The organism is Halocynthiibacter sp. C4 (genome assembly GCF_028823805.1).
GTDB lineage: Bacteria > Pseudomonadota > Alphaproteobacteria > Rhodobacterales > Rhodobacteraceae > Falsihalocynthiibacter > Falsihalocynthiibacter halioticoli.
Genome location: NZ_JAPEIE010000001.1, coordinates 67,093 through 85,737 on the forward strand (window position 1 = coordinate 67,093; position 18,645 = coordinate 85,737).

At 53.1% G+C, this 18,645-nt stretch carries 20 protein-coding genes; 14 read left to right on the top strand and 6 right to left on the bottom strand.

Annotated features, from left to right (window positions below; all coding sequences use genetic code 11):
• Nucleotides 1-173: 173 nt before the first annotated feature.
• The 4 genes from OU789_RS00305 (at nucleotide 174) to OU789_RS00320 (ending at nucleotide 5,973) form a co-directional block, all read left to right on the top strand.
• The gene (locus tag OU789_RS00305; protein WP_274652307.1) at nucleotides 174-2,252 is read left to right on the top strand and encodes a protein-disulfide reductase DsbD family protein; all 2,079 of its coding nucleotides are present in this window, start codon (nucleotides 174-176) and stop codon (nucleotides 2,250-2,252) included.
• Nucleotides 2,253-2,461: 209 nt separating this feature from the next.
• Entirely contained in the window at nucleotides 2,462-3,949 is a 1,488-nt protein-coding gene (locus OU789_RS00310) for a SulP family inorganic anion transporter (RefSeq protein WP_274654476.1), read from the top strand.
• A gap of 11 nt (nucleotides 3,950-3,960) precedes the next feature.
• Nucleotides 3,961-4,809 (top strand): universal stress protein, encoded by an 849-nt coding sequence (locus OU789_RS00315; protein ID WP_274652309.1) that lies wholly within the window; start codon nucleotides 3,961-3,963, stop codon nucleotides 4,807-4,809.
• A gap of 141 nt (nucleotides 4,810-4,950) precedes the next feature.
• Nucleotides 4,951-5,973, top strand: a complete 1,023-nt coding sequence (locus tag OU789_RS00320; protein ID WP_263954806.1) for an aspartate-semialdehyde dehydrogenase — start codon at nucleotides 4,951-4,953, stop codon at nucleotides 5,971-5,973.
• Between the two features lie 12 nt (nucleotides 5,974-5,985).
• Here OU789_RS00320 and OU789_RS00325 read toward each other — a convergent pair whose 3' ends face one another.
• The gene (locus tag OU789_RS00325) at nucleotides 5,986-6,891 is read right to left on the bottom strand and encodes a DMT family transporter (protein ID WP_274652312.1); all 906 of its coding nucleotides are present in this window, start codon (nucleotides 6,889-6,891) and stop codon (nucleotides 5,986-5,988) included.
• A gap of 77 nt (nucleotides 6,892-6,968) precedes the next feature.
• On the opposite strand from OU789_RS00325, the gene OU789_RS00330 reads away from it, so the two are divergent.
• Together OU789_RS00330 and OU789_RS00335 are read left to right on the top strand one after the other, a co-directional pair.
• Entirely contained in the window at nucleotides 6,969-7,469 is a 501-nt protein-coding gene (locus tag OU789_RS00330; protein WP_274652314.1) for a MarR family winged helix-turn-helix transcriptional regulator, read from the top strand.
• A 277-nt stretch (nucleotides 7,470-7,746) separates the two neighbouring features.
• Nucleotides 7,747-7,935, top strand: coding sequence for a hypothetical protein (locus OU789_RS00335; protein WP_263954809.1), 189 nt, complete (start codon nucleotides 7,747-7,749; stop codon nucleotides 7,933-7,935).
• Between the two features lie 69 nt (nucleotides 7,936-8,004).
• On the opposite strand, the gene OU789_RS00340 is transcribed toward OU789_RS00335, so the two are convergent.
• The gene (locus tag OU789_RS00340) at nucleotides 8,005-8,655 is read right to left on the bottom strand and encodes a carbonic anhydrase (RefSeq protein WP_263954810.1); all 651 of its coding nucleotides are present in this window, start codon (nucleotides 8,653-8,655) and stop codon (nucleotides 8,005-8,007) included.
• A gap of 155 nt (nucleotides 8,656-8,810) precedes the next feature.
• Here OU789_RS00340 and OU789_RS00345 point away from each other — a divergent pair, with 155 nt between their 5' ends.
• From OU789_RS00345 to OU789_RS00355, 3 genes are all read left to right on the top strand, one after another.
• On the top strand, nucleotides 8,811-9,188 hold the full coding sequence (locus tag OU789_RS00345) for a hypothetical protein (RefSeq protein WP_263954811.1): 378 nt from the start codon (nucleotides 8,811-8,813) through the stop codon (nucleotides 9,186-9,188).
• Between the two features lie 70 nt (nucleotides 9,189-9,258).
• Complete coding sequence (locus tag OU789_RS00350; RefSeq protein ID WP_274652317.1) at nucleotides 9,259-10,644, top strand: leucyl aminopeptidase family protein; 1,386 nt, start codon at nucleotides 9,259-9,261, stop codon at nucleotides 10,642-10,644.
• A complete protein-coding gene (locus tag OU789_RS00355; RefSeq protein WP_274652319.1) occupies nucleotides 10,644-11,471 on the top strand; it encodes a C40 family peptidase in 828 nt (275 codons plus the stop codon). Before OU789_RS00350 ends, OU789_RS00355 begins: the two co-directional genes overlap by 1 nt.
• Here OU789_RS00355 and OU789_RS00360 read toward each other — a convergent pair.
• Nucleotides 11,460-11,807 (bottom strand): DUF2794 domain-containing protein, encoded by a 348-nt coding sequence (locus OU789_RS00360; RefSeq protein WP_263954815.1) that lies wholly within the window; start codon nucleotides 11,805-11,807, stop codon nucleotides 11,460-11,462. The two genes, OU789_RS00355 and OU789_RS00360, sit on opposite strands and share 12 nt — an antisense overlap.
• 328 nt (nucleotides 11,808-12,135) lie before the next feature.
• On the opposite strand from OU789_RS00360, the gene OU789_RS00365 reads away from it, so the two are divergent.
• Nucleotides 12,136-13,248: an S-(hydroxymethyl)glutathione dehydrogenase/class III alcohol dehydrogenase gene (locus tag OU789_RS00365; RefSeq protein ID WP_263954816.1), complete on the top strand. Its 1,113-nt coding sequence runs from the start codon at nucleotides 12,136-12,138 to the stop codon at nucleotides 13,246-13,248.
• A gap of 22 nt (nucleotides 13,249-13,270) precedes the next feature.
• Here the strand turns inward: OU789_RS00365 and OU789_RS00370 are convergent, their stop codons facing one another.
• Nucleotides 13,271-13,900, bottom strand: a complete 630-nt coding sequence (locus tag OU789_RS00370) for a TetR/AcrR family transcriptional regulator (protein ID WP_274652322.1) — start codon at nucleotides 13,898-13,900, stop codon at nucleotides 13,271-13,273.
• A gap of 87 nt (nucleotides 13,901-13,987) precedes the next feature.
• Entirely contained in the window at nucleotides 13,988-14,167 is a 180-nt protein-coding gene (locus tag OU789_RS00375) for a hypothetical protein (RefSeq protein WP_274652324.1), read from the bottom strand.
• Between the two features lie 179 nt (nucleotides 14,168-14,346).
• Here OU789_RS00375 and fghA point away from each other — a divergent pair, with 179 nt between their 5' ends.
• The 4 genes from fghA (at nucleotide 14,347) to OU789_RS00395 (ending at nucleotide 17,335) form a co-directional block, all read left to right on the top strand.
• Nucleotides 14,347-15,177 carry an S-formylglutathione hydrolase gene (gene fghA, locus OU789_RS00380; RefSeq protein ID WP_274652326.1) on the top strand — a complete coding sequence of 277 codons (831 nt, stop codon included), beginning with the start codon at nucleotides 14,347-14,349 and terminating at the stop codon, nucleotides 15,175-15,177.
• Nucleotides 15,174-15,629, top strand: a complete 456-nt coding sequence (locus OU789_RS00385) for a YaiI/YqxD family protein (RefSeq protein ID WP_274652328.1) — start codon at nucleotides 15,174-15,176, stop codon at nucleotides 15,627-15,629. Before fghA ends, OU789_RS00385 begins: the two co-directional genes overlap by 4 nt.
• 27 nt (nucleotides 15,630-15,656) lie before the next feature.
• Nucleotides 15,657-16,280 (top strand): HAD family hydrolase, encoded by a 624-nt coding sequence (locus OU789_RS00390; RefSeq protein WP_274652330.1) that lies wholly within the window; start codon nucleotides 15,657-15,659, stop codon nucleotides 16,278-16,280.
• A 128-nt stretch (nucleotides 16,281-16,408) separates the two neighbouring features.
• Nucleotides 16,409-17,335: an alpha/beta fold hydrolase gene (locus OU789_RS00395; RefSeq protein ID WP_274652332.1), complete on the top strand. Its 927-nt coding sequence runs from the start codon at nucleotides 16,409-16,411 to the stop codon at nucleotides 17,333-17,335.
• On the opposite strand, the gene OU789_RS00400 is transcribed toward OU789_RS00395, so the two are convergent.
• Complete coding sequence (locus tag OU789_RS00400) at nucleotides 17,332-18,567, bottom strand: MFS transporter (protein ID WP_274652334.1); 1,236 nt, start codon at nucleotides 18,565-18,567, stop codon at nucleotides 17,332-17,334. The two genes, OU789_RS00395 and OU789_RS00400, sit on opposite strands and share 4 nt — an antisense overlap.
• Between the last annotated feature and the right edge of the window lie 78 nt (nucleotides 18,568-18,645).

Below are 18,645 nucleotides of genomic sequence, written 5' to 3' on the forward strand. Positions count from 1 at the left end.
GCGTTTCGAAGACGATGTGCAAGTGCAACGGGCGCTTTGTTGCACAAGAGATTGTGAATACGGGGCGGATTTGTCGCCTTTTGAAAGCAATTGTTGCAGCGTATCACACCGACCTGATTTGCTTCTTTCTGTAAATGCAATGAGACTGTCGGCAAAGGCATAACGGGGTTTGTATGCGCGCTTTACTTGATAAACGAGAAGCTCAAGGTTTGTTGGCGGCTGGGGCGATGGCTCTTGTGTCTCTGAGCAGCTTTTCTGCCGACGCGGCGCAAAGCGATGTTTACACATCCCCATCGCTCAAGGGCGCCCTGATAACCGCACAGGATGGCATCGCTCCTGGAGCAACGACGGTCTCCGCTGGGTTACACCTTGAAATGGCCGAGGGTTGGAAAACTTACTGGCGCAGTCCGGGTGAGGTGGGCTTGCCGCCGGAGCTTGATTGGTCGGCGTCGGAGAATGTTGCCGACGTTGAGTTTCAATATCCTGCACCAACACGTTTTCGCGCCTTTGGGATCGAGAATTTCGGTTACAGCCACGAAGTTGTGTTTCCGCTCCAGATTACTTTGGAAGACGCTGGAAAGCCCGCGCGCCTATCGGCGGATGTGGAACTTCTCGTATGTGCGGACACATGTATCCCGGATTCATTCTCTGTTTCGCTCGATTTGCCAGAGGGTGTAGGCATTGATGCAGATGCGGCGGGGCTGATCGGTACATATGCCGCGAAAGTGCCGCTTGAGGGCGAAGGCGTGCAGAATATGACTGCGGCTATTGCTGACGACGTTCTGACCGTGGCCTTTCAAACAAATAACCCAATGCAGGACATTGACGTATTCCCTGAATACGGTGAAATTTCAGCGTTTGGCGCGCCTGATATCCGCGTTGATGATAACAGCAAAGAAGTTTGGGCTGCATTTCCTGTTCTGGGGCTTGATGAGGCCGCAACAGAGCTGCGTCTGACTGTTACCGGATCTGAAACGGCAATCTCTTTTCCTGTCGAACTTTCGGATAATCCTGCCACGCCTCCTTTTGACATCGCGCCCGCAGCGCAAGGATCGTCCGTGATTTTGATGGTGTTTGTCGCGCTGTTGGGCGGACTTATCCTGAATGTGATGCCCTGTGTTTTGCCGGTCTTGTCGATCAAGCTCGCATCGGCTCTCAAGATGCGAGACAAATCGCCAGCCCGCGTGCGCGGCGGGTTTCTTGCCACGACGCTCGGCGTTTTGGCCTTCATGTGGAGCTTGGCGATTGTGTTGGTCGCAATGCGCGCGATGGGGCAAACTGTTGGGTGGGGGCTGCAATTCCAAAGTCCGGTTTTCCTGACGATCATGCTCTTTGTGCTGGGTCTGTTTGCGGCGAATATGGTGGGTCTGTTTGAGATACAGCTGCCACAAAGCTGGACAACCAGAATGGCCGCGTCGCCAAATTCCGGCTATTTTGGAGATTTCGCAACAGGTGCGCTGGCGGCTGTTTTGGCAACACCGTGCTCCGCTCCGTTCCTTGGTACAGCAGTAGCTTTTGCTCTCGCTGGCAATGTCTCCGATGTCTTTCTGATCTTCACCGCGCTGGGCGTTGGGCTTTCTATGCCATATCTGCTTTTTGCCGTGAACCCAGCCCTAATCAAAGCGCTCCCCAAGCCAGGTGCCTGGATGGATAAGGTTAAGGTTTTCCTCGGCCTGCTGCTCGCGGGAACGGCTGTCTGGTTGGGGACTGTGCTTTATGGCGTAGTTGGGTTAGTGCCGACTTTGATTGTTGCCGTAGCCATCGGGCTCGCGATTGTGATTGTCGCCGCTCCCGTAAAAATTGCCGGTCTTCTCAAGACAGGCGCAGTCGCGGCACTGTTTGCAGTGTCTATTGTTGTACCGCAAACCATGGCACCGGCAGCGGCCACCACCGTTCAAGCATCATATTGGCAGCCGTTTGACCGCGCCGAAATTCCAAAACTCGTTGCTGATGGGAAAACTGTTTTCGTCGATGTGACGGCGGACTGGTGCCTGACATGTAAAGCGAACAAAAAGATTGTTCTGGAGCGGCAGGATATCTCTGACGCATTGGGCGCGGAAAATGTTGTGGCCCTCATCGCGGATTGGACGCGCCAAGATGAAGATATCGCAAAATACCTGCGGTCGAACGGCCGATATGGTGTGCCGTTCAACATTGTCTATGGTCCACATGCTCCCGACGGCATTCCTTTGCCAGAAATTTTGACGCCTAACCTTGTTCGCGACGCCTTGAGCGAAGCCGCAGGAAGTTAATGGCAGTTTCGGAGTCTCGTCGTTTCTGTGCTTCGTCTGGCACAGTTTGTGAACAACTTGCCGCATTCTCTGTGAAATAGCGCGTTTGAGGCGTTTTTCAGGCTCTCCCCCTAGAATTACGGGCTGTGCATCGCTATTGGCTCTCCGATACGCGAGAACAGGGCCGATACGGCCCGCAAAGGCCGGAGAGACTAATGACCGCTGACTTCATGACCAACGCGCGCCGAGACTGGCTCGGCAATGTTCGCCCTGATCTGATGGCGGGCCTTGTTGTTGCCCTTGCCCTTATTCCCGAAGCGATTGCGTTTTCGATCATTGCGGGCGTTGATCCCAAGGTTGGACTCTACGCGAGTTTCTCAATTGCGGTGATTACGGCGCTGACGGGCGGACGCCCTGGGATGATCTCGGCGGCAACAGCGGCGACAGCGGTTCTCATGGTCACACTCGTGAAAGACCACGGGCTTCAATATCTTCTGGCCGCAACGGTTCTAGCTGGACTTCTGCAAATTCTCGCTGGTTTCTTGAAACTCGGAAGCGTGATGCGGTTTGTCTCCCGCTCGGTGATGACGGGCTTCGTGAACGCGCTTGCGATCCTTATTTTTCTTGCTCAATTGCCAGAGCTTAATCCGGCGACCCTCGGCGTTAACACAATGACCTACATCATGGTCGCGGGCGGATTGGCGATTATTTACTTGTTCCCCTACATCACGACGGCAGTTCCCTCACCGCTCGTTACCATTGTTGTTCTGACAACGCTCGCGCTGGTGCTTGACATCGACGTGCGTACTGTGGGCGATATGGGGGCTCTTCCAGATACACTTCCAGTGTTCCTGATCCCTGACATTCCGCTCAATTTTGAAACGCTTCAAATCATCCTGCCTGTGTCTGCAGCGATCGCTGTTGTTGGCCTACTCGAGAGCCTGATGACAGCGCAGTTGGTTGACGATCTCACAGACACCGTAAGCGATAAGAACCAAGAGTGTATCGGCCAAGGTCTTGCCAATACTGCGACCGGTTTTATCGGCGGTATGGCGGGTTGTGCGATGATCGGTCAGTCAATGATCAACGTAAAATCTGGTGGTCGCGGACGGCTTTCTTGCTTCGCGGCTGGTGTATTTCTCTTGTTCCTGATTGTTGTTCTTGGCGATTGGGTTGCGAAAATTCCAATGCCTGCGCTCGTGGCGATTATGATCATGGTGTCCATCGGGACATTCAGCTGGTCGAGTCTCAAGAACCTGCGCGAGCACCCCAAGGCAAGCTCCATCGTGATGGTCGCGACTGTCGTCGTAACTGTCTACACCCACAACCTCGCGCTTGGCGTACTGACGGGCGTGCTGCTGTCGGGTATCTTCTTTGCTTGGAAAATCGCGGCTGTGTTCCGCGTGACGTCCAAGCTTTCTGAGGATGGCCGCGCGCGTGATTATCTGGTCGAAGGGCAGCTTTTCTTTGCCACGGCGCCGGACCTTTCCTCTGCATTTGACTTTGGCGAGGCACTTGACCGTGTGACAATTGACGTCAGCCGCGCGCACATTTGGGATATTTCATCGGTCGGCGCTTTGGATATGGTAGTGCTCAAGTTCCGCCGTGAAGGCGCAGATGTCGAGATTATCGGCATGAACGAAGCGAGCGAAACCCTGATGGGGCGTTTGGCGGAACATGACAAACCCGGCGCGCTTGAGCGCTTGATGGGCCACTAGGGAGGCAGAAGATGTCTAAGATTATCGCACTTGTCGACGGCTCCGTTTATTCGGAAAGCGTTTGTGATCATGCTGCTTGGGTGGCGCTGCGTAAGGGCTCCACTGTGGAGTTGCTGCATGTCATCGGGCGCCGCGAAGGGTCCACAAGCAACCTTTCTGGCAACATCGGCCTTGGTGCTCGTAGCAAGCTGATGGAAGAACTGGCCGATCTGGATGCCAAGAAAGCCAAGCTTAGCATGGAGCATGGCCGCGCGATCCTAGAGGACGCCGAGAAGCGTATCCGCGAAGATGGCGTGACCGAAGTTGTGACACGCCTTCGCAACGGTGATCTTGTCGAAGAGATGCGCAAGGCAGAAGCGGATGCGGATGTCGTTATCGTTGGAAAGCGTGGCGAAGCGGCGGATTTCGCCAAAATGCACCTCGGCTCCAACCTTGAGCGCGCAGTACGGGCATCAACCAAACCTGTCCTTGTGACCACACGAGAGTTCCGCCCGATCAACAAATTCATGATCGCTTATGACGGCAGCGCCAGCGCGGAGAAAGCTCTTAAGCATGTGGCGCAGAGCAAGGTTTTTGCCGGTTTGGAATGTCTTCTCCTGTTCGCAGGAACAGATACCGAAGCCAACCGCGCCACACTTGAGAAGGGCAAAGCAGAGCTTGAAAAGGCGGGATATACGGTTGATGCGCAATTGCGTGACGAGCAACCTGAGGTCGCAATCCAAGAGGCGATTGGTACGCAAGGCGTAGACATGCTTTTGATGGGGGCATACCGTCATTCTCGGTTCCGGAATCTGTTTATTGGTTCCACCACATCGGAGATGATCCGTTCCTGTCACCTGCCTATGCTTTTGTTCCGCTAAGTCAAATTCACAAGAACATATCGAGTGGCCTACGGGGCGCTCTATTGCGCAGGCCATAAAAATTGCGCCAAGCCCCTTTAACCTAAGGCGCTAGTGCGTTATGAGGCCGCGTCTTTCATGACTCAAACGAAGGAGTCCCTCATGGGCTATAAAATCGTCGTCGTCGGCGCGACCGGAAATGTTGGCCGCGAAATGCTGAACATTCTGGCCGAGCGTCAGTTCCCTGTAGATGAGATCGCTGTGCTTGCAAGCCGCAAATCTCTTGGTACGGAGGTGAGCTTTGGCGACACGACGCTCAAGACGAAGGATCTCGACACGTTCGATTTTGAAGGTTGGGATATTGCGCTCTTTGCTGTCGGCTCCGAAGCAACCAAGACTTATGCGCCCAAAGCGGCTGCATCTGGATGTTTGGTGATCGATAACTCGTCGCTCTATCGCTACGACCCGCAAATCCCTCTGATTGTTCCAGAAGTGAACCCTGATGCGATTGACGAATATCGCAACAAGATGATCATCGCGAACCCGAACTGTTCGACCGCTCAGATGGTTGTTGCGCTTAAGCCGCTGCATGACCGCGCCAAGATCAAGCGCGTTGTTGTTTCGACTTATCAGTCGGTGTCCGGCTCGGGCAAAGATGCGATTGATGAGCTTTGGAACCAGACCAAGGGCATGTATGTGCCGGGTCAGGAAGTCGAACCCAAAGTTTATCCGAAGCAGATTGCCTTCAACGTGATCCCGCATATCGACGTTTTCCTTGAAGACGGTTCCACCAAGGAAGAGTGGAAGATGGTTGCGGAAACCAAGAAGATCATCGACCCAGCCATCAAGGTAACTGCAACTTGCGTGCGCGTTCCTGTTTTCGTGGGCCACTCCGAAGCACTCAATATTGAGTTTGAGGATTTCATCGACGAAGATGAAGTTCGCGATATTCTTCGTGAAGCACCAGGTATTATGGTTGTCGATAAGCGCGAAGATGGTGGCTATGTGACGCCGGTTGAATGTGTTGGCGATTTCGCGACATTCATTTCGCGTATCCGCCAAGACAGCACAATCGACAACGGCATCAACCTCTGGTGCGTGTCCGATAACCTTCGCAAAGGCGCTGCATTGAACGCGGTTCAGATCGCCGAGCTTTACGGTCGTCGCGTCTTGCAAAAGGGATAAGCCCCGTTTGACCTAAAATTTTAAAGGCCTCGCAACCACGCGGGGCCTTTTTCGTTTGGGTGTCGGTGGCCTCTGTGCGGCAACGATGCTTAGCAATACAAGCGCGACACCGGTGATTTGAGTGAATGTCAGGTTTTGCCCAAGGACGACCCACCCCAAGGCAACCGCCGAAACTGGGCTAAGAAAGCCAAGTACAGAGATTGCTGCCGGTGGGATGACTTCGATACCCTGAAACCAAAGAACATAGGAAAGTGCGGCGCCAACAACGCAAAGATAACCTATACCAACGAGGTTCGCGTGGCTAAGGGTTGGTAAGCCTCCCTCGATCCAAATGGATAATGGCGCCAGTAAGAGCCCGCCTGCAGTTAATTGCCATGCCGTGAAAGTCAGGTTTGATACAGGCGGTTTCCATTTGCGGGTAAGCACCGTCCCTAGTGCCATCGATAGGGCGCCGAGTACGCCTGCTGCTACACCAAGGGTATTTGCCTCTGCGTTGGGCGATAATACGATGAGCGCAACGCCCGTGATCCCGACGAAGCTTGCGACAAGCGCATAAGCCTTGATCGGTTCGTTAATGATGAGGCGCGCGGCGAGTATGACAAACAGAGCTTGAACGGCACCTAAAGTCGCAGCGACTCCGCCGGGAAGAAGTTGCGCTGTAAAGAACAGGCAGGTCCAGAAGAGCGAGAAGTTGAGCGCACCGAGGATTAGCATTCTCCAGAGCCAGACGCCGGTCGGTATTTTGCGGACGATGATAAGTAGGGCCACACCGGCGGGGAGTGCGCGGAATAAGGCGATGCTTACGGGGTGCACGTCTTGGAGGAATTCCGTCGTTACCAAGTAGCTGCTGCCCCAGATGATAGGTGCAAGCGCCGCCAGAACTGTGATCCACCGCGGGTGTTGAAAAGGATTTTGCATCGTGTCCTCAAATATCTCTACGTCGAGATAAATGGATATAGTTTGACCTCGAGATAAATACAAGAGATAATCGATGCATGGATGATATTGACCGAATTGCCGCGCAGTGGCGCCGAGAGCGACCAGACCTGGATGTAGAGCCAATGATCTTAATCGGGCGACTGAGCAGGATCGCCGCGATCTTCTCGGCTGAAATGGGAAAAACCTTTGCAAAATATGACCTTAACGGCGCGACTTTCGATGTGTTGGCGACGTTGCGAAGAGCAGGGGAACCTTACAGTCTGACGCCGAACGAGCTGTTGGCGAATATGATGATCTCCTCCGGAACACTGACCAACCGTATCGATCAGTTGGTGAAAATGGGCCTCGTTGAACGGGTCAAAAACCCGAAAGACGGTCGGAGTGTTGTGGTGAGAATCACCCCCTCGGGATTCGCCAGAATCGACCGAGTCGTGACCGAACATGTGGCAACTCAAGCCCGGATTCTCGCGCGATTTCCGGCCGAAAACAGGGTCGAAATGAATTTTTTATTGACCGAGCTGTTGGACGGATTGTCGCAGGGCGATGAAACTAGTTAACTAATTGTTAATTAACGATTTTTTAGGAATTTCAGGCAATATGGCAAGCCTGTGTTTTCTTTGCGAATTAATCGCCATAATTGTGTCTCAATTGTGATGATCCCGCCATAATTGTGGACAATTTCAAATCCGGACTATACCGTTAGCTTATTCGAGTTGCCCAAAAGGGATCGGGATTATCCCTCTGAGTTCTCGAAAAATGTCTAGTCCTGAGTAACACTGGTTTAGCAAGAAAAATCCCGAACTTGAACCAATGATCAACTCTAGGAGATACAAGATGACATTCGCTAACCTTCAAGAAAAAGCTCGCCAAGGCCGCAAAGACGCACTCGCAAAGCGTGAAGAAAATCGCGCTCGCCGCAAATCTCTGGCAATGTTCTTTTCCAACCGTCAGTCCAAAGTTGACGACAGCATCGAAGTACCAGCACCTGTAGCTGCTGAACTGGATACGAATATCGCCGCCTAAACTACGTTAAGTGTAAGCGACGGTTTGTGTTTTACGAGTTGGTTAAGACGCGGGCGTCGGAAGATTACATTATACCGAGGCAAATTCACCGGTATCTTTATTGTAATACTCCAGCCCGCCTTTGCCGATATCGTGCCAAAGTCCATGCAAACTGAGCTTCTGCTGATCAACGGCATCTTTAACAAATGGGAACGACATCAAGTTTTCGAGCGAAACAAGCACAGCTTCTTTCTCAAGCGCACGAACCCGATCTGTTTCTTGTTCTAGCTGAGAGACGCGCTCAAACCCAGGACGAAGGATATCCATCCAACGACCGACAAAGCTTGATTTTTCTTCCAATTCCGGAGCTTTACCAGAACACATATCGTGGCAACCCTTCACACCACCACACCCAGAGTGCCCAAGCACAACGAGGTTGGTAACGTGTAGCGCGGTAACCGCATATTCAATCGCAGCGGAGGTTCCGTGAATATCGCCATCAGGCTTACAAGGTGGCACCAAGTTAGCAATATTACGGTGAATGAAGAATTCGCCTTGGTCGGCTCCAAAGATCGACGTCACATGGACCCGACTATCACAACAAGAGATAATCATCGCACGCGGTCTTTGACCCTCGTCGGCAAGTCTTTGATACCAAACACTGTTTTCGGCATATGTGGTGGCTTTCCACCCATTGTACCGCTTAACAAGATATGAAGGCAAAGGCATCGCGTGTTTCATAAGAGCTCCTGTATCCGTCGTCTTGTACGTTCTAGGGCGCATTTGTCAGAAATTCGAGAGAAATCTGACGCCGTCGTAAAGGCTTTATAAGGATCGTGGCGCAAAATTGTAATCGCCGTGGGGGCATAAAGAAATAACCGGAGGGTGTGGTTTTGGTGGAAACAGTCGATATTCGACCCGATGAGGACGTACGACTTAATCCAGAGAGGCTGACGGAGTTGTTCAATCAGTTGGGCAATCGTGGAGCTGCGGATGTGGTTTGTCGCGCTATGGAAGAGCTGGCAGCAAGGCTCACAAAAATAGAGAAGAGCTTTTGGCAGGGTGAATATCAGGCCGTCAGCAAGGGCGCGCGTAGCCTGATCGCAATTGCAGAGCAAATTGGCCTCAACGGTCTGGCGCAAGTTGCGCGACATGTTTCTGTGACTGCGCGGACCGAAGACAAAACAGCGACGGCGGCAACAGTCGCGCGGCTTCTACGTATGGGTGATCGTTCGCTTTCAGCTGTTTGGAATACACAAAACCTGAGCGGTTAGGCGCTTTGGCTTGCGGCTCGGCGTAGGCGCGGTAGTCTGTGGCTTGAATTGATCAAACCACAGGCTCGAAATGACTCTCAAATTTGCGCAAAACAAAACAAACGCTACTCCAATTCACGTTGTAGAATCTGACGGGCTTTCCAACTTTGTTGAGGGCCTGTCTGAAAGTGCGCGGAACTGGGTGGCTTCACAGGAGTTTCGTGCAGGGCTGGGGCATTTCGTAATTGTTCCAAACGCTGATGGTGGCATTGACTCTGTCATTGCCGGGTACGGAAATGAAACTGCCCGAAAAAGAGGGCGGTTTCATCTCGCTACGGTCGCTGCGGCGCTGCCTGAAGGGAATTATGAGCTCGAAACACTTCCTGCGAGTTTCGATCTAGAGACGGAGCTTCTGGGGTGGTTGCTATCTGGCTACAGTTTTGATCGCTATAAAACCCGTCCTGCCCACAAAGCATCAATCGTTGCGCCCGCAAATTGCGATGCGGCTAAGCTTGAGGCGATTGCAGCAGGCGAAGCCTTAACCCGAGACCTTATTAATACACCGACCTCCGATATGGGGCCGCCCCAACTGCAAGAAGCGTTTGAAACGCTTGCGGCACAACACGGCGCAGAAACCGTCGTGCGTGTGGGGCAAGACTTGCTCGATCAGAATTTTCCGATGATCCATACGGTCGGCCGCGCGTCTGCACAGGAGCCGCGTTTGCTAGAGATGCGTTGGGGATCAAAAGGGCCGAAACTTACTCTTGTTGGTAAGGGCGTGTGCTTTGATACCGGCGGGCTAAACATCAAACCCGGCGCTTCAATGGGGCTTATGAAGAAAGACATGGGCGGCTCAGCGGCGGTGCTCGGGCTTGCGCATATGATTATGTCACTCGGCCTGCCGCTACAGCTTAGGGTTCTGGTGCCGGCGGTAGAAAATGCAATTGATGGCTCGGCGTTCCGGCCGCAAGACGTGCTTACTTCGCGCAAGGGCCTGACCGTAGAAATCAACAATACCGATGCAGAAGGGCGACTTGTGCTTGCCGATGCGCTGGCCTTGGCGGACGAGGAAGAAACTGACCTTATCGTATCTATGGCAACGCTCACGGGCGCCGCACGGGTCGCGGTTGGTCCAGACTTAGCGCCATATTATGTGGATGCTCAGGCAGATGCGTCAGCGCTCGAAGAAGCGGCAACAACGGTTGCGGACCCTGTTTGGCGTATGCCGTTTCATGACCCGTATGAGGCTATGATCGAACCGTCGATCGCGGACTTGGATAACGCTCCCAAAGGCGGCTTTGCGGGTTCGATTACTGCGGCTTTGTTTTTGCGCCGCTTCGTAACCGAGAATGCGCGGTACATGCATTTTGATATTTATGGGTGGCAGCCAAAACCGGCTCCGACGCGGCCAGTTGGTGGCGTGGGGCAAGGAACACGCGCTTTGCTTGAGGCGCTCCCAGAACTGTTGGATATGTAGTGGACCGGCGGGGGTATTTCGCGAACGAGCGTGTTGCGCATCCTGATGCAGAAGACGCTCCTGAAGCTGCGACCGTACAAACACCGATCTTGCGGCAATGCCGTGTTCCCGTAGCTGATGTTTGTGCAAGTTCCGGCGGTGCGCGCGACACGCAATTGCTTTATGGCGAGCAATTTGAAGTTCTTGAAACGATGCATGGCTGGAGCTTCGGCCGAACGCGCAAAGATGGTTATGTTGGCTACGTCGAAGCGGACAACCTCGGCCCTTCAAGCGAAGCGACACATTCAGTTTGCGCGCGTGCGACGCATCTCTATCCAAAGCCGGATATGAAGCAGAAAGAAGTCGCAACGCTATCACTGGGCTCGTTGCTCTCTGTTCTGTCTGAAGAGGGTAGCTTTGCGCAGCTTGCCAGTGGCGCATACATCCCGCTTCAGCATATTCGCCAAGTTAAGAGCGTAAACAATGACCCTGCCAGTGTCGCCAGCCAATTGCTCGGAGCGCCGTACCTTTGGGGCGGTTCAAGTGCATTCGGCATTGATTGCTCTGGTTTGGTTCAAATGGCCTTGATGCAATCTGGCCTAAACTGTCCGCGAGACAGTGATCAGCAAATGGCGTTAGGCCACTCTATCTTAGGCGAAGAAGCTATGATGCGCGGCGATCTTGTGTTCTGGAAGGGCCATGTTGGTATGATGCTAGATGAGGCAAGGCTGATCCATGCCAATGCACATCATATGGCTGTCGAAGTTGAGGCGTTTGCCGAGGCTCGTAAGCGTATCGGAGCAAAGGAATTTGGCGAAGTTCTTGATATTAGGCGCTTAGGTGACTGATCTGATTAGTTTTTTGTCAAGAATGCGCAGCACGGTTTTCAGATCATGGCCGCGTTTTAGGATCTGCCCGTCCATCCCGATAATGGCGTAAAGCCCTTGTTTCTGGCGAAGTTTAGGCCGTTTTTCGATGCGATAGATAGGGTTTTCAGCGCTTCGACGGAAGACTGAAAACACGGCAACATCCTTCAGATGTGAAATCCCGTAATCGCGCCATTCGCCCGCTGCCACCATGCGCCCATATAGAGAAAGAATTATTGCCAGCTCTGTTCTATGGAACGCAACCTGCTGAGGCAGGTTATTTGGAGTAGGAAATTGCGCTGGTGGTTCTAGTGTCATTCTTTGAGATTGCGCCCAAGTCCGGCGAAAATCAAGCACTGCCCAAAGATTGCCTTTAAATGGTTCTCGTTTTGCCGCGACCCTTCCCCTTTCCGACCTCGTTTCGTGCATAGAAACAAAGTGCGAGCAAGCGCTGCCTCCGGTGGTGTGGCAATATCCCCCACCTACCTCCACATCGCCGGAGTCGGTTGCTCGAAGGTCTGAACCCCGCGGGTTGGCGGGTTTTTTGTTGGCCCTCTTCCAGAAACTTATTCGAATTTGCGATGCGGGCTTGAAACTGCGTCTCCAATACCTGACGCTGAGCTCAGATATTTTGGAGGATCAAATTATGCGAACACGTGCTGCTGTCGCGCTTGAGGCGGGTAAACCGCTTGAAGTTATGGAGGTAAACCTTGAGGGACCAAAGGCTGGCGAGGTGTTGGTCGAGATCAAGGCAACGGGTATTTGCCATACAGATGAATTTACATTGTCGGGCGCAGACCCTGAGGGAATGTTCCCTGCAATTCTTGGTCACGAAGGTGCAGGCGTTGTTGTGGAATGCGGCCCTGGCGTAACAAGTTTGAAGCCGGGTGATCACGTTATTCCGCTTTATACGCCAGAGTGCCGAGAGTGTGAGTATTGCCTTAATCCCAAGACCAACCTGTGCCAATCGATCCGTAGCACACAGGGCCAAGGCCTGATGCCTGACGGAACAAGCCGTTTCTCGATGCTCGATGGTACGCCGATCCTGCACTATATGGGATGCTCAACCTTCGCCAATCACACGGTGCTGCCCGAGATTGCGCTTGCTAAGGTTCGCAAGGATGCTCCGTTTGACAAGATTTGCTATATCGGTTGCGGTGTAACCACGGGCATTGGCGCAGTAATCAACACCGCAAAGGTCGAGATTGGAAGTCGCGCAATTGTATTCGGTCTTGGTGGTATTGGCCTAAATGTCATTCAAGGTCTGCGACTCGCCGGAGCGGATCAGATCGTCGGCGTTGATCTGAACGATTCCAAAGTCCCGATGGCAAAGCAATTCGGTATGACAGACTTTGTTAACCCAACTGAGGTGTCTGGCGATCTGGTTGGCCATCTCGTCGAGCTAACCGGTGGTGGCGCAGACTATACGTTCGATGCAACCGGCAATGTTGACGTCATGCGCACAGCGCTTGAATCAGCTCATAAGGGCTGGGGCGAGAGCGTGATTATTGGTGTAGCCCCAGCAGGAGCGGAAATTTCTACGCGGCCGTTCCAGTTGGTAACAGGTCGCGTTTGGCGCGGTACGGCGTTTGGCGGTGCCTCTGGTCGTACTGACGTTCCTAAAATTGTTGATTGGTATATGGACGGTAAAATCGAGATTGACCCGATGATCACGCACACCATGCCGCTTGATGACATCAACAAAGGGTTCGACCTTATGCATGCCGGCAAGTCGATCCGTTCGGTTGTTCTGTACTGATTAAGGTATTGCTCGCGGCGGATTAGCTTTCGCCGTGGGCGCCATAACGTGCGAGGAACATGTCAACCGCACCATTCACAACCTTGTCGCGTTCTTCATGGTTGAAGGACGCTTGCACCCCGCACAAGAGCCGCGGGAAAACGAATGACTTGTTGAGTTCCAGAAATTGCTCTGCGGCAAAGGGGATGTCGTCGATCTCCAAATCGCCCCGATCGCAAGCAACTTGCAGATAGGTCGATAGCCTTTCGCGGGCCAAAGCAGGACCGGATTCATAGAATTGCCTGCCGATTGCAGGGAAGCGGCTGTTTTCCGAGACACAGATTTTAAAAATCGCAATGCCGAAATCGGAGGTCACGAAAGACAGGACTCTGTTTCCGACTTCTGTCAGGACAGCACGAGGTGGCGAAGCGAAGTCAACAACGTGCTCCGCAATTTCTGCCTGACGCAGACATTCGATCTCTGCGATCTTTGCAAACAGCAGCCGTTTGTCCGGAAAATAGCTATAGAGCGTGGCCTTTGAGACGCCAGCTTCCCGCGCAATATCATCAACGCTGGCGCCTTCGAAACCATCACGAAGAAAGACGGTTTTTGCGCCTTCTAGGACTTGATCGAATTTGCGACCGCGTTTGATCACGTCGGTGAGCGCTGTCATTGGGTTCTCCTGCGAGTGCTTCGTCAAAGATAAACCACTCGGTTTAGTTTTTGCAAGGCGAACCCAATTTGATTTGCCGGTCTGTGGCTATCCGGCGTCTTGCTCACAGGCACTTGCCGCCGTCAGATCAGAACAGCCACGAGTGCTGACGCTGTCATCTGCGGGGAAGGTAATTGTGCTGAAATTGAAGGGAATGCCATTTGCGAAAGCTGGCGCAGCCAGAGATGCAAAGAGGATTACGGCAGTTGTTTTTGCAAGCGAAGTCATAGTTCTCTCCTGAAACTAAACTGAACAGTTCAGATATCTAAACTATTCAGTTTAGTTTGCAAGTTGAATCTGCACCGCATCAATGAATAACTGGTTTCGATAGGCGATTGCTTGCGTTGATACCTGTGGCAAGATAGCCCTGAAAGGTAACGGAAAGACAAAAACAGGGTGGGTGCGCGATGAAAATGGTTTCTGAAAACAAGTGCTTTGGCGGCGTGCAGGGTGTTTATTCCGCGCCATCAGCGGCCTGTGGCGTTGACATGACGTTTGGCCTGTTTCTGCCTCAGGAAGCAGAGGACGGCCCTGTGCCGCTATTGTGGTTTTTGGCTGGCCTTACATGTACCCACGAAAATGCAATGACAAAAGCCGGAGCTCAGGTTTGGGCAGCCGAGCAAGGTATTGGACTGGTCTTCCCTGATACTTCTCCGCGCGGAGAGGGTGTCCCGAATGACGAGGCCTATGACCTTGGTCAGGGTGCCGGGTTCTATGTAAATGCAACGCGAGACCCGTGGGCGAAGAACTTCCAGATGTGGGACTATATTTCAGATGAGTTACCCAAGCTTCTTGCAGCAAATTTCGCAATTGATGCGGAGCGCCAGGCGTTAACCGGCCATTCGATGGGCGGCCATGGTGCGCTAACCTTGGCGATGAATTTCCCTGAGCGCTATCGTTCCGTTTCGGCGTTTGCGCCAATCGCCAACCCGACTGAGTCTGATTGGGGCATCAAACAGTTGAGCGCTTATATCGGTGAGAATAAATCCGATTGGAGTGCGCATGACGCTAGTTTGCTGATGCGTGAACGCGGGTTTGACGGCCCTGTACTGATCGATCAGGGAACAGAAGATCAGTTTTGGGATTTGCTCCGCCCAGAGGCTTTGGCGTCGGCGATGGTTGACCGCAGGCAAGATGGCCAGTTCCGTCTTCAAGAAGGGTATGACCACAGCTATTTCATGATCTCGAGCTTCATCGAAGATCACATAACAATGCACGCGGAAGCGCTCTATTCATGACGAAAATATACGTGGATGCGGACGCTTGTCCCGTTAAGGCCGAGATCGAAAAGGTTGCGACGCGGCACAAGATCCCCGTTCTTATGGTGTGCAACGGCGGTTTGCGGCCTTCGAATAATCCATTTGTAGAACTGGTGATTGTACCAGAAGGGCCGGATGTGGCCGATATGTGGATCGCAGACCGTGCCACACAGGGGGATGTCGTAATAACGAATGATATTCCGCTTGCCGATAAGTGCATCAAGGCGCAGGCGCGGGTGCTTCGTCATAATGGAGAAACACTCTCGGAAAAGAATATCGGCGCGCAATTGGCAACCCGTGATTTGATGCAGGACCTGCGCGCGGCTGACCCATTTCGTCAAGGCGGCGGAAAGCCATTTGCCAAATCGGATCGCTCCCGTTTTCTAAACGCGTTGGAGCGCGAACTTCAGGCGCTTAAGCGACAGAGCTAAAACAGAACAAAACTGGAAAGGATTGAAATGCCAGTTGAAGCGGTAATCTACGACATCGGTAATGTCCTCATCGAATGGCAGCCCGAGCGCCACTACGACAAGACAATCGGCGAAAAGCGGCGGCGTGAGATGTTTGAGGCGGTGGACCTACATGCCATGAATGACGAGATCGACCGTGGCGCGGCTTTTAAAGAGCGCATCTATGAGGAAGCGGAGAAACACCCGCAGTTCCGCGCCGAAATTCGCGACTGGTATGATAGCTGGATTGAAATGGCGAGCCCTGCGATCCCGCATTCGGTTAAGCTGCTGCGCACACTGCGTTCAAAGGATATACCGGTTTTTGCCCTCTCGAACTTTGGCGTTGATAGCTTTGCCTACGCAGAGACAAAGTATCCGTTCTTGGGCGAATTCGATCGCCGCTATATCTCTGGCCACATGAAACGGATCAAGCCAGAACCGGAAATCTATGAGATGGTTGAACAGGATTGTGGCATCGATCCAGCTGGCCTTTTGTTTGTTGACGACAGGCAGGACAATATCGACATGGCACGGGCAAGAGGCTGGCAGGCACACCTGTTTGAGGGGCCTCAGGGATGGGCAGATGAGCTTGTTCGTCAGGGCTTGTTGAATGCCGAAGAGGCTAGCGCCTAGTCTCGGCTCTGCCCTGTACGGGCAGATTTACGCCCAATAAATGTCCAGATCAAAAGATAGCTTTGTTGCGTGGGGGCGATACGCCAATTGTGTGGTGTATGGTAGTTTATGTGACGAGGAGCCCTTGAATGGTGTTTGCTGTTTTTCTGCTGATTGTGGTTCTCATCACTGTACCCATTGTTCTTGAACGGCAAAGACAGCCCATCACCCGCGCCATGCGCGCAGAGGCACCTGGGCGGTTTGCCACGCTGTCTAATGGCGTAACCCATTACCAATGGGCGGGAACGTCATCCGGCAGGCACGTCGTTTGTATTCACGGGCTCACTACGCCAGCATTCGTTTGGACAGCGCTCGTCAAAGCATTTGCGCTAATGGGCTTTCGTGTCCTGACGTACGATCTTTATGGTCGTGGGTTCTCTGCGCGGCCAGAGGGCGAGCAGAATGCAGAATTCTTCCGAACGCAGCTCCGTGAACTGATTGAGGACCAGAAGGTTGACGATGATGTGATCCTCGTTGGTTACTCAATGGGGGGTATGATCGCCACGGATTATGCCGCGAACTTCCCTGATAAAGTAGAGCGCATTATTTTGGTTGCGAGTGCGGGCCTTGGCCAGAGGATAAAGCCTCTGGTTCGGTTGATGATTCATATTCCCGTTGTCGGCGACGGGCTTATGTATGCGTTTGGCGGAGTGCTTTTTGGCAAATTCGAAGCCCCTCTCGCCGCTGCGCAAGAGGCCAAACCAGAACTGAAGCCTTGGAATCTCCCAAGAGCGCAGGGGCAGGGATACCTGCCCGCTGTTCTGTCGAGTTATCGGCATATGCTCCCGCAAGATCAGCTCGATCTACATCGCAAGATTGCAGAGCATAAAATTCCTGTCTTGGCCATTTGGGCAGAGGATGACAGCACAATCCCGCTTTCGGCGATGGGGCGGCTTGCCGAGGTCAATCGCGAGGCGAGGCAGGATGTTGTTGCTGATGCAGGACATGGGCTGCCCTATACGAATAGCAAAGACATTGTGCCGATTGTGCAGGAATACCTTCGCAACGTCGTTTAGGCAGTGACCACGCGGTTTTCCTTGATCGGGAGATGCACAATCGCAGAAAACGCACCGACCGCGATGCCGATCCACCAAACAGCGGTGTAATCACCGAAGATATCGTACATCCGCCCTCCGAGCCAAACGCCAAGGAAGCCGCCCAATTGGTGGCTGAAGAAGACGATTCCATAGAGTGTACCCATGTAGCGAAGCCCGAAAATATGGGCGACAAGGCCGGATGTCAGTGGGACTGTCGCGAGCCACAGGCTGCCCATTGCGATAGAGAAGATGATAACGGTGGTTGGTGTGATCGGCAGCAAGATAAACATCGACGCCACGATTGTGCGAGCGGCGTAAATTCCAGCGAGGAGGTATTTCTTGGTGAAGTGCTTACCCGCCCAACCTGCCAGCAGTGTGCCCGCAACATTGGCAAGCCCGATCAAGGAAATCGAAATTGCGCCAAGCGCAGAAGTCGTTGTTATACCAAGCGTATGTAACGTGCCGCCAACGGCGATAGGCCCACACATTTCAGTAATGAGCGCGGGGAAGTGGGCGGTGATAAACGCCAGTTGGTAGCCGCAGGAAAAGAAGCCAAGAAAGATAAGAGTAAACGACGGATCGCGAGCAGCTTTGACGAGGACTTCGCCAAGACTCTCTTCCAATTCCTGCCGAGTTGCGGGCTTTGGAGACCGCATAAAAGGAAGCAAGAGAAGCGTGGCCAGAATTGCAACGGCGAAAATTATGAATACCGATTGCCACGGCATTGAGCGTAAAAGGTACTCTGCAACGGGCGCTCCAAGAACCTGCCCGGCGGAGCCAGCTGCGGTTGCGATAGCCAGAGACATGGAGCGGTTCTCGTCGCTGGATGCGCGGCCAACGACCGCAAGGATGATGCCAAATCCAGTTCCGGCAACTCCAAATCCGATCAAGATTTCAAGGGTTTGATGCGCCAATGGTGTAACGGCATAGGCGCTCCCAACAAGTCCTGCCGCATAAATCAGCGCGCCAGCGACAATTGCGCGTCGGTCGCCGAACTTCTCGGCCAAGGCGCCAAATATCGGCTGCCCGATCCCCCAAGCCAGATTCTGAATTGCGATCGCAAGAGAAAACTCCGCCCGCGCCCAGCCAAATTCTTCGGCAATCGGAATTTGAAACACGCCAAAACTGGCACGTACTGCAAAGCTTACGAGGATAAGGATACAGCCGGTTATAAGCACCGGAGTGATCAGTGGCGCGCGTGTGTCTTGCATAGAAGTCTCCTAATGCCGTTAAACGACTTCGCAAGCACACCCGTCAGTTCATTTATTGTGCCAATACAGTTCAGCTTT

Bases quoted from the DNA above. Each gene is read 5' to 3' on its own strand.
- OU789_RS00305 (WP_274652307.1), top strand. From the start codon at position 174: ATGCGCGCTTTACTTGATAAACGAGAAGCTCAAGGTTTGTTGGCGGCT.
- OU789_RS00310 (WP_274654476.1), top strand. From the start codon at position 2,462: ATGACCAACGCGCGCCGAGACTGGCTCGGCAATGTTCGCCCTGATCTG.
- OU789_RS00315 (WP_274652309.1), top strand. From the start codon at position 3,961: ATGTCTAAGATTATCGCACTTGTCGACGGCTCCGTTTATTCGGAAAGC.
- OU789_RS00320 (WP_263954806.1), top strand. From the start codon at position 4,951: ATGGGCTATAAAATCGTCGTCGTCGGCGCGACCGGAAATGTTGGCCGC.
- OU789_RS00325 (WP_274652312.1), bottom strand. From the start codon at position 6,891: ATGCAAAATCCTTTTCAACACCCGCGGTGGATCACAGTTCTGGCGGCG.
- OU789_RS00330 (WP_274652314.1), top strand. From the start codon at position 6,969: ATGGATGATATTGACCGAATTGCCGCGCAGTGGCGCCGAGAGCGACCA.
- OU789_RS00335 (WP_263954809.1), top strand. From the start codon at position 7,747: ATGACATTCGCTAACCTTCAAGAAAAAGCTCGCCAAGGCCGCAAAGAC.
- OU789_RS00340 (WP_263954810.1), bottom strand. From the start codon at position 8,655: ATGAAACACGCGATGCCTTTGCCTTCATATCTTGTTAAGCGGTACAAT.
- OU789_RS00350 (WP_274652317.1), top strand. From the start codon at position 9,259: ATGACTCTCAAATTTGCGCAAAACAAAACAAACGCTACTCCAATTCAC.
- OU789_RS00360 (WP_263954815.1), bottom strand. From the start codon at position 11,807: ATGACACTAGAACCACCAGCGCAATTTCCTACTCCAAATAACCTGCCT.
- OU789_RS00365 (WP_263954816.1), top strand. From the start codon at position 12,136: ATGCGAACACGTGCTGCTGTCGCGCTTGAGGCGGGTAAACCGCTTGAA.
- OU789_RS00370 (WP_274652322.1), bottom strand. From the start codon at position 13,900: ATGACAGCGCTCACCGACGTGATCAAACGCGGTCGCAAATTCGATCAA.
- OU789_RS00375 (WP_274652324.1), bottom strand. From the start codon at position 14,167: ATGACTTCGCTTGCAAAAACAACTGCCGTAATCCTCTTTGCATCTCTG.
- fghA (WP_274652326.1), top strand. From the start codon at position 14,347: ATGAAAATGGTTTCTGAAAACAAGTGCTTTGGCGGCGTGCAGGGTGTT.
- OU789_RS00385 (WP_274652328.1), top strand. From the start codon at position 15,174: ATGACGAAAATATACGTGGATGCGGACGCTTGTCCCGTTAAGGCCGAG.
- OU789_RS00390 (WP_274652330.1), top strand. From the start codon at position 15,657: ATGCCAGTTGAAGCGGTAATCTACGACATCGGTAATGTCCTCATCGAA.
- OU789_RS00395 (WP_274652332.1), top strand. From the start codon at position 16,409: ATGGTGTTTGCTGTTTTTCTGCTGATTGTGGTTCTCATCACTGTACCC.
- OU789_RS00400 (WP_274652334.1), bottom strand. From the start codon at position 18,567: ATGCAAGACACACGCGCGCCACTGATCACTCCGGTGCTTATAACCGGC.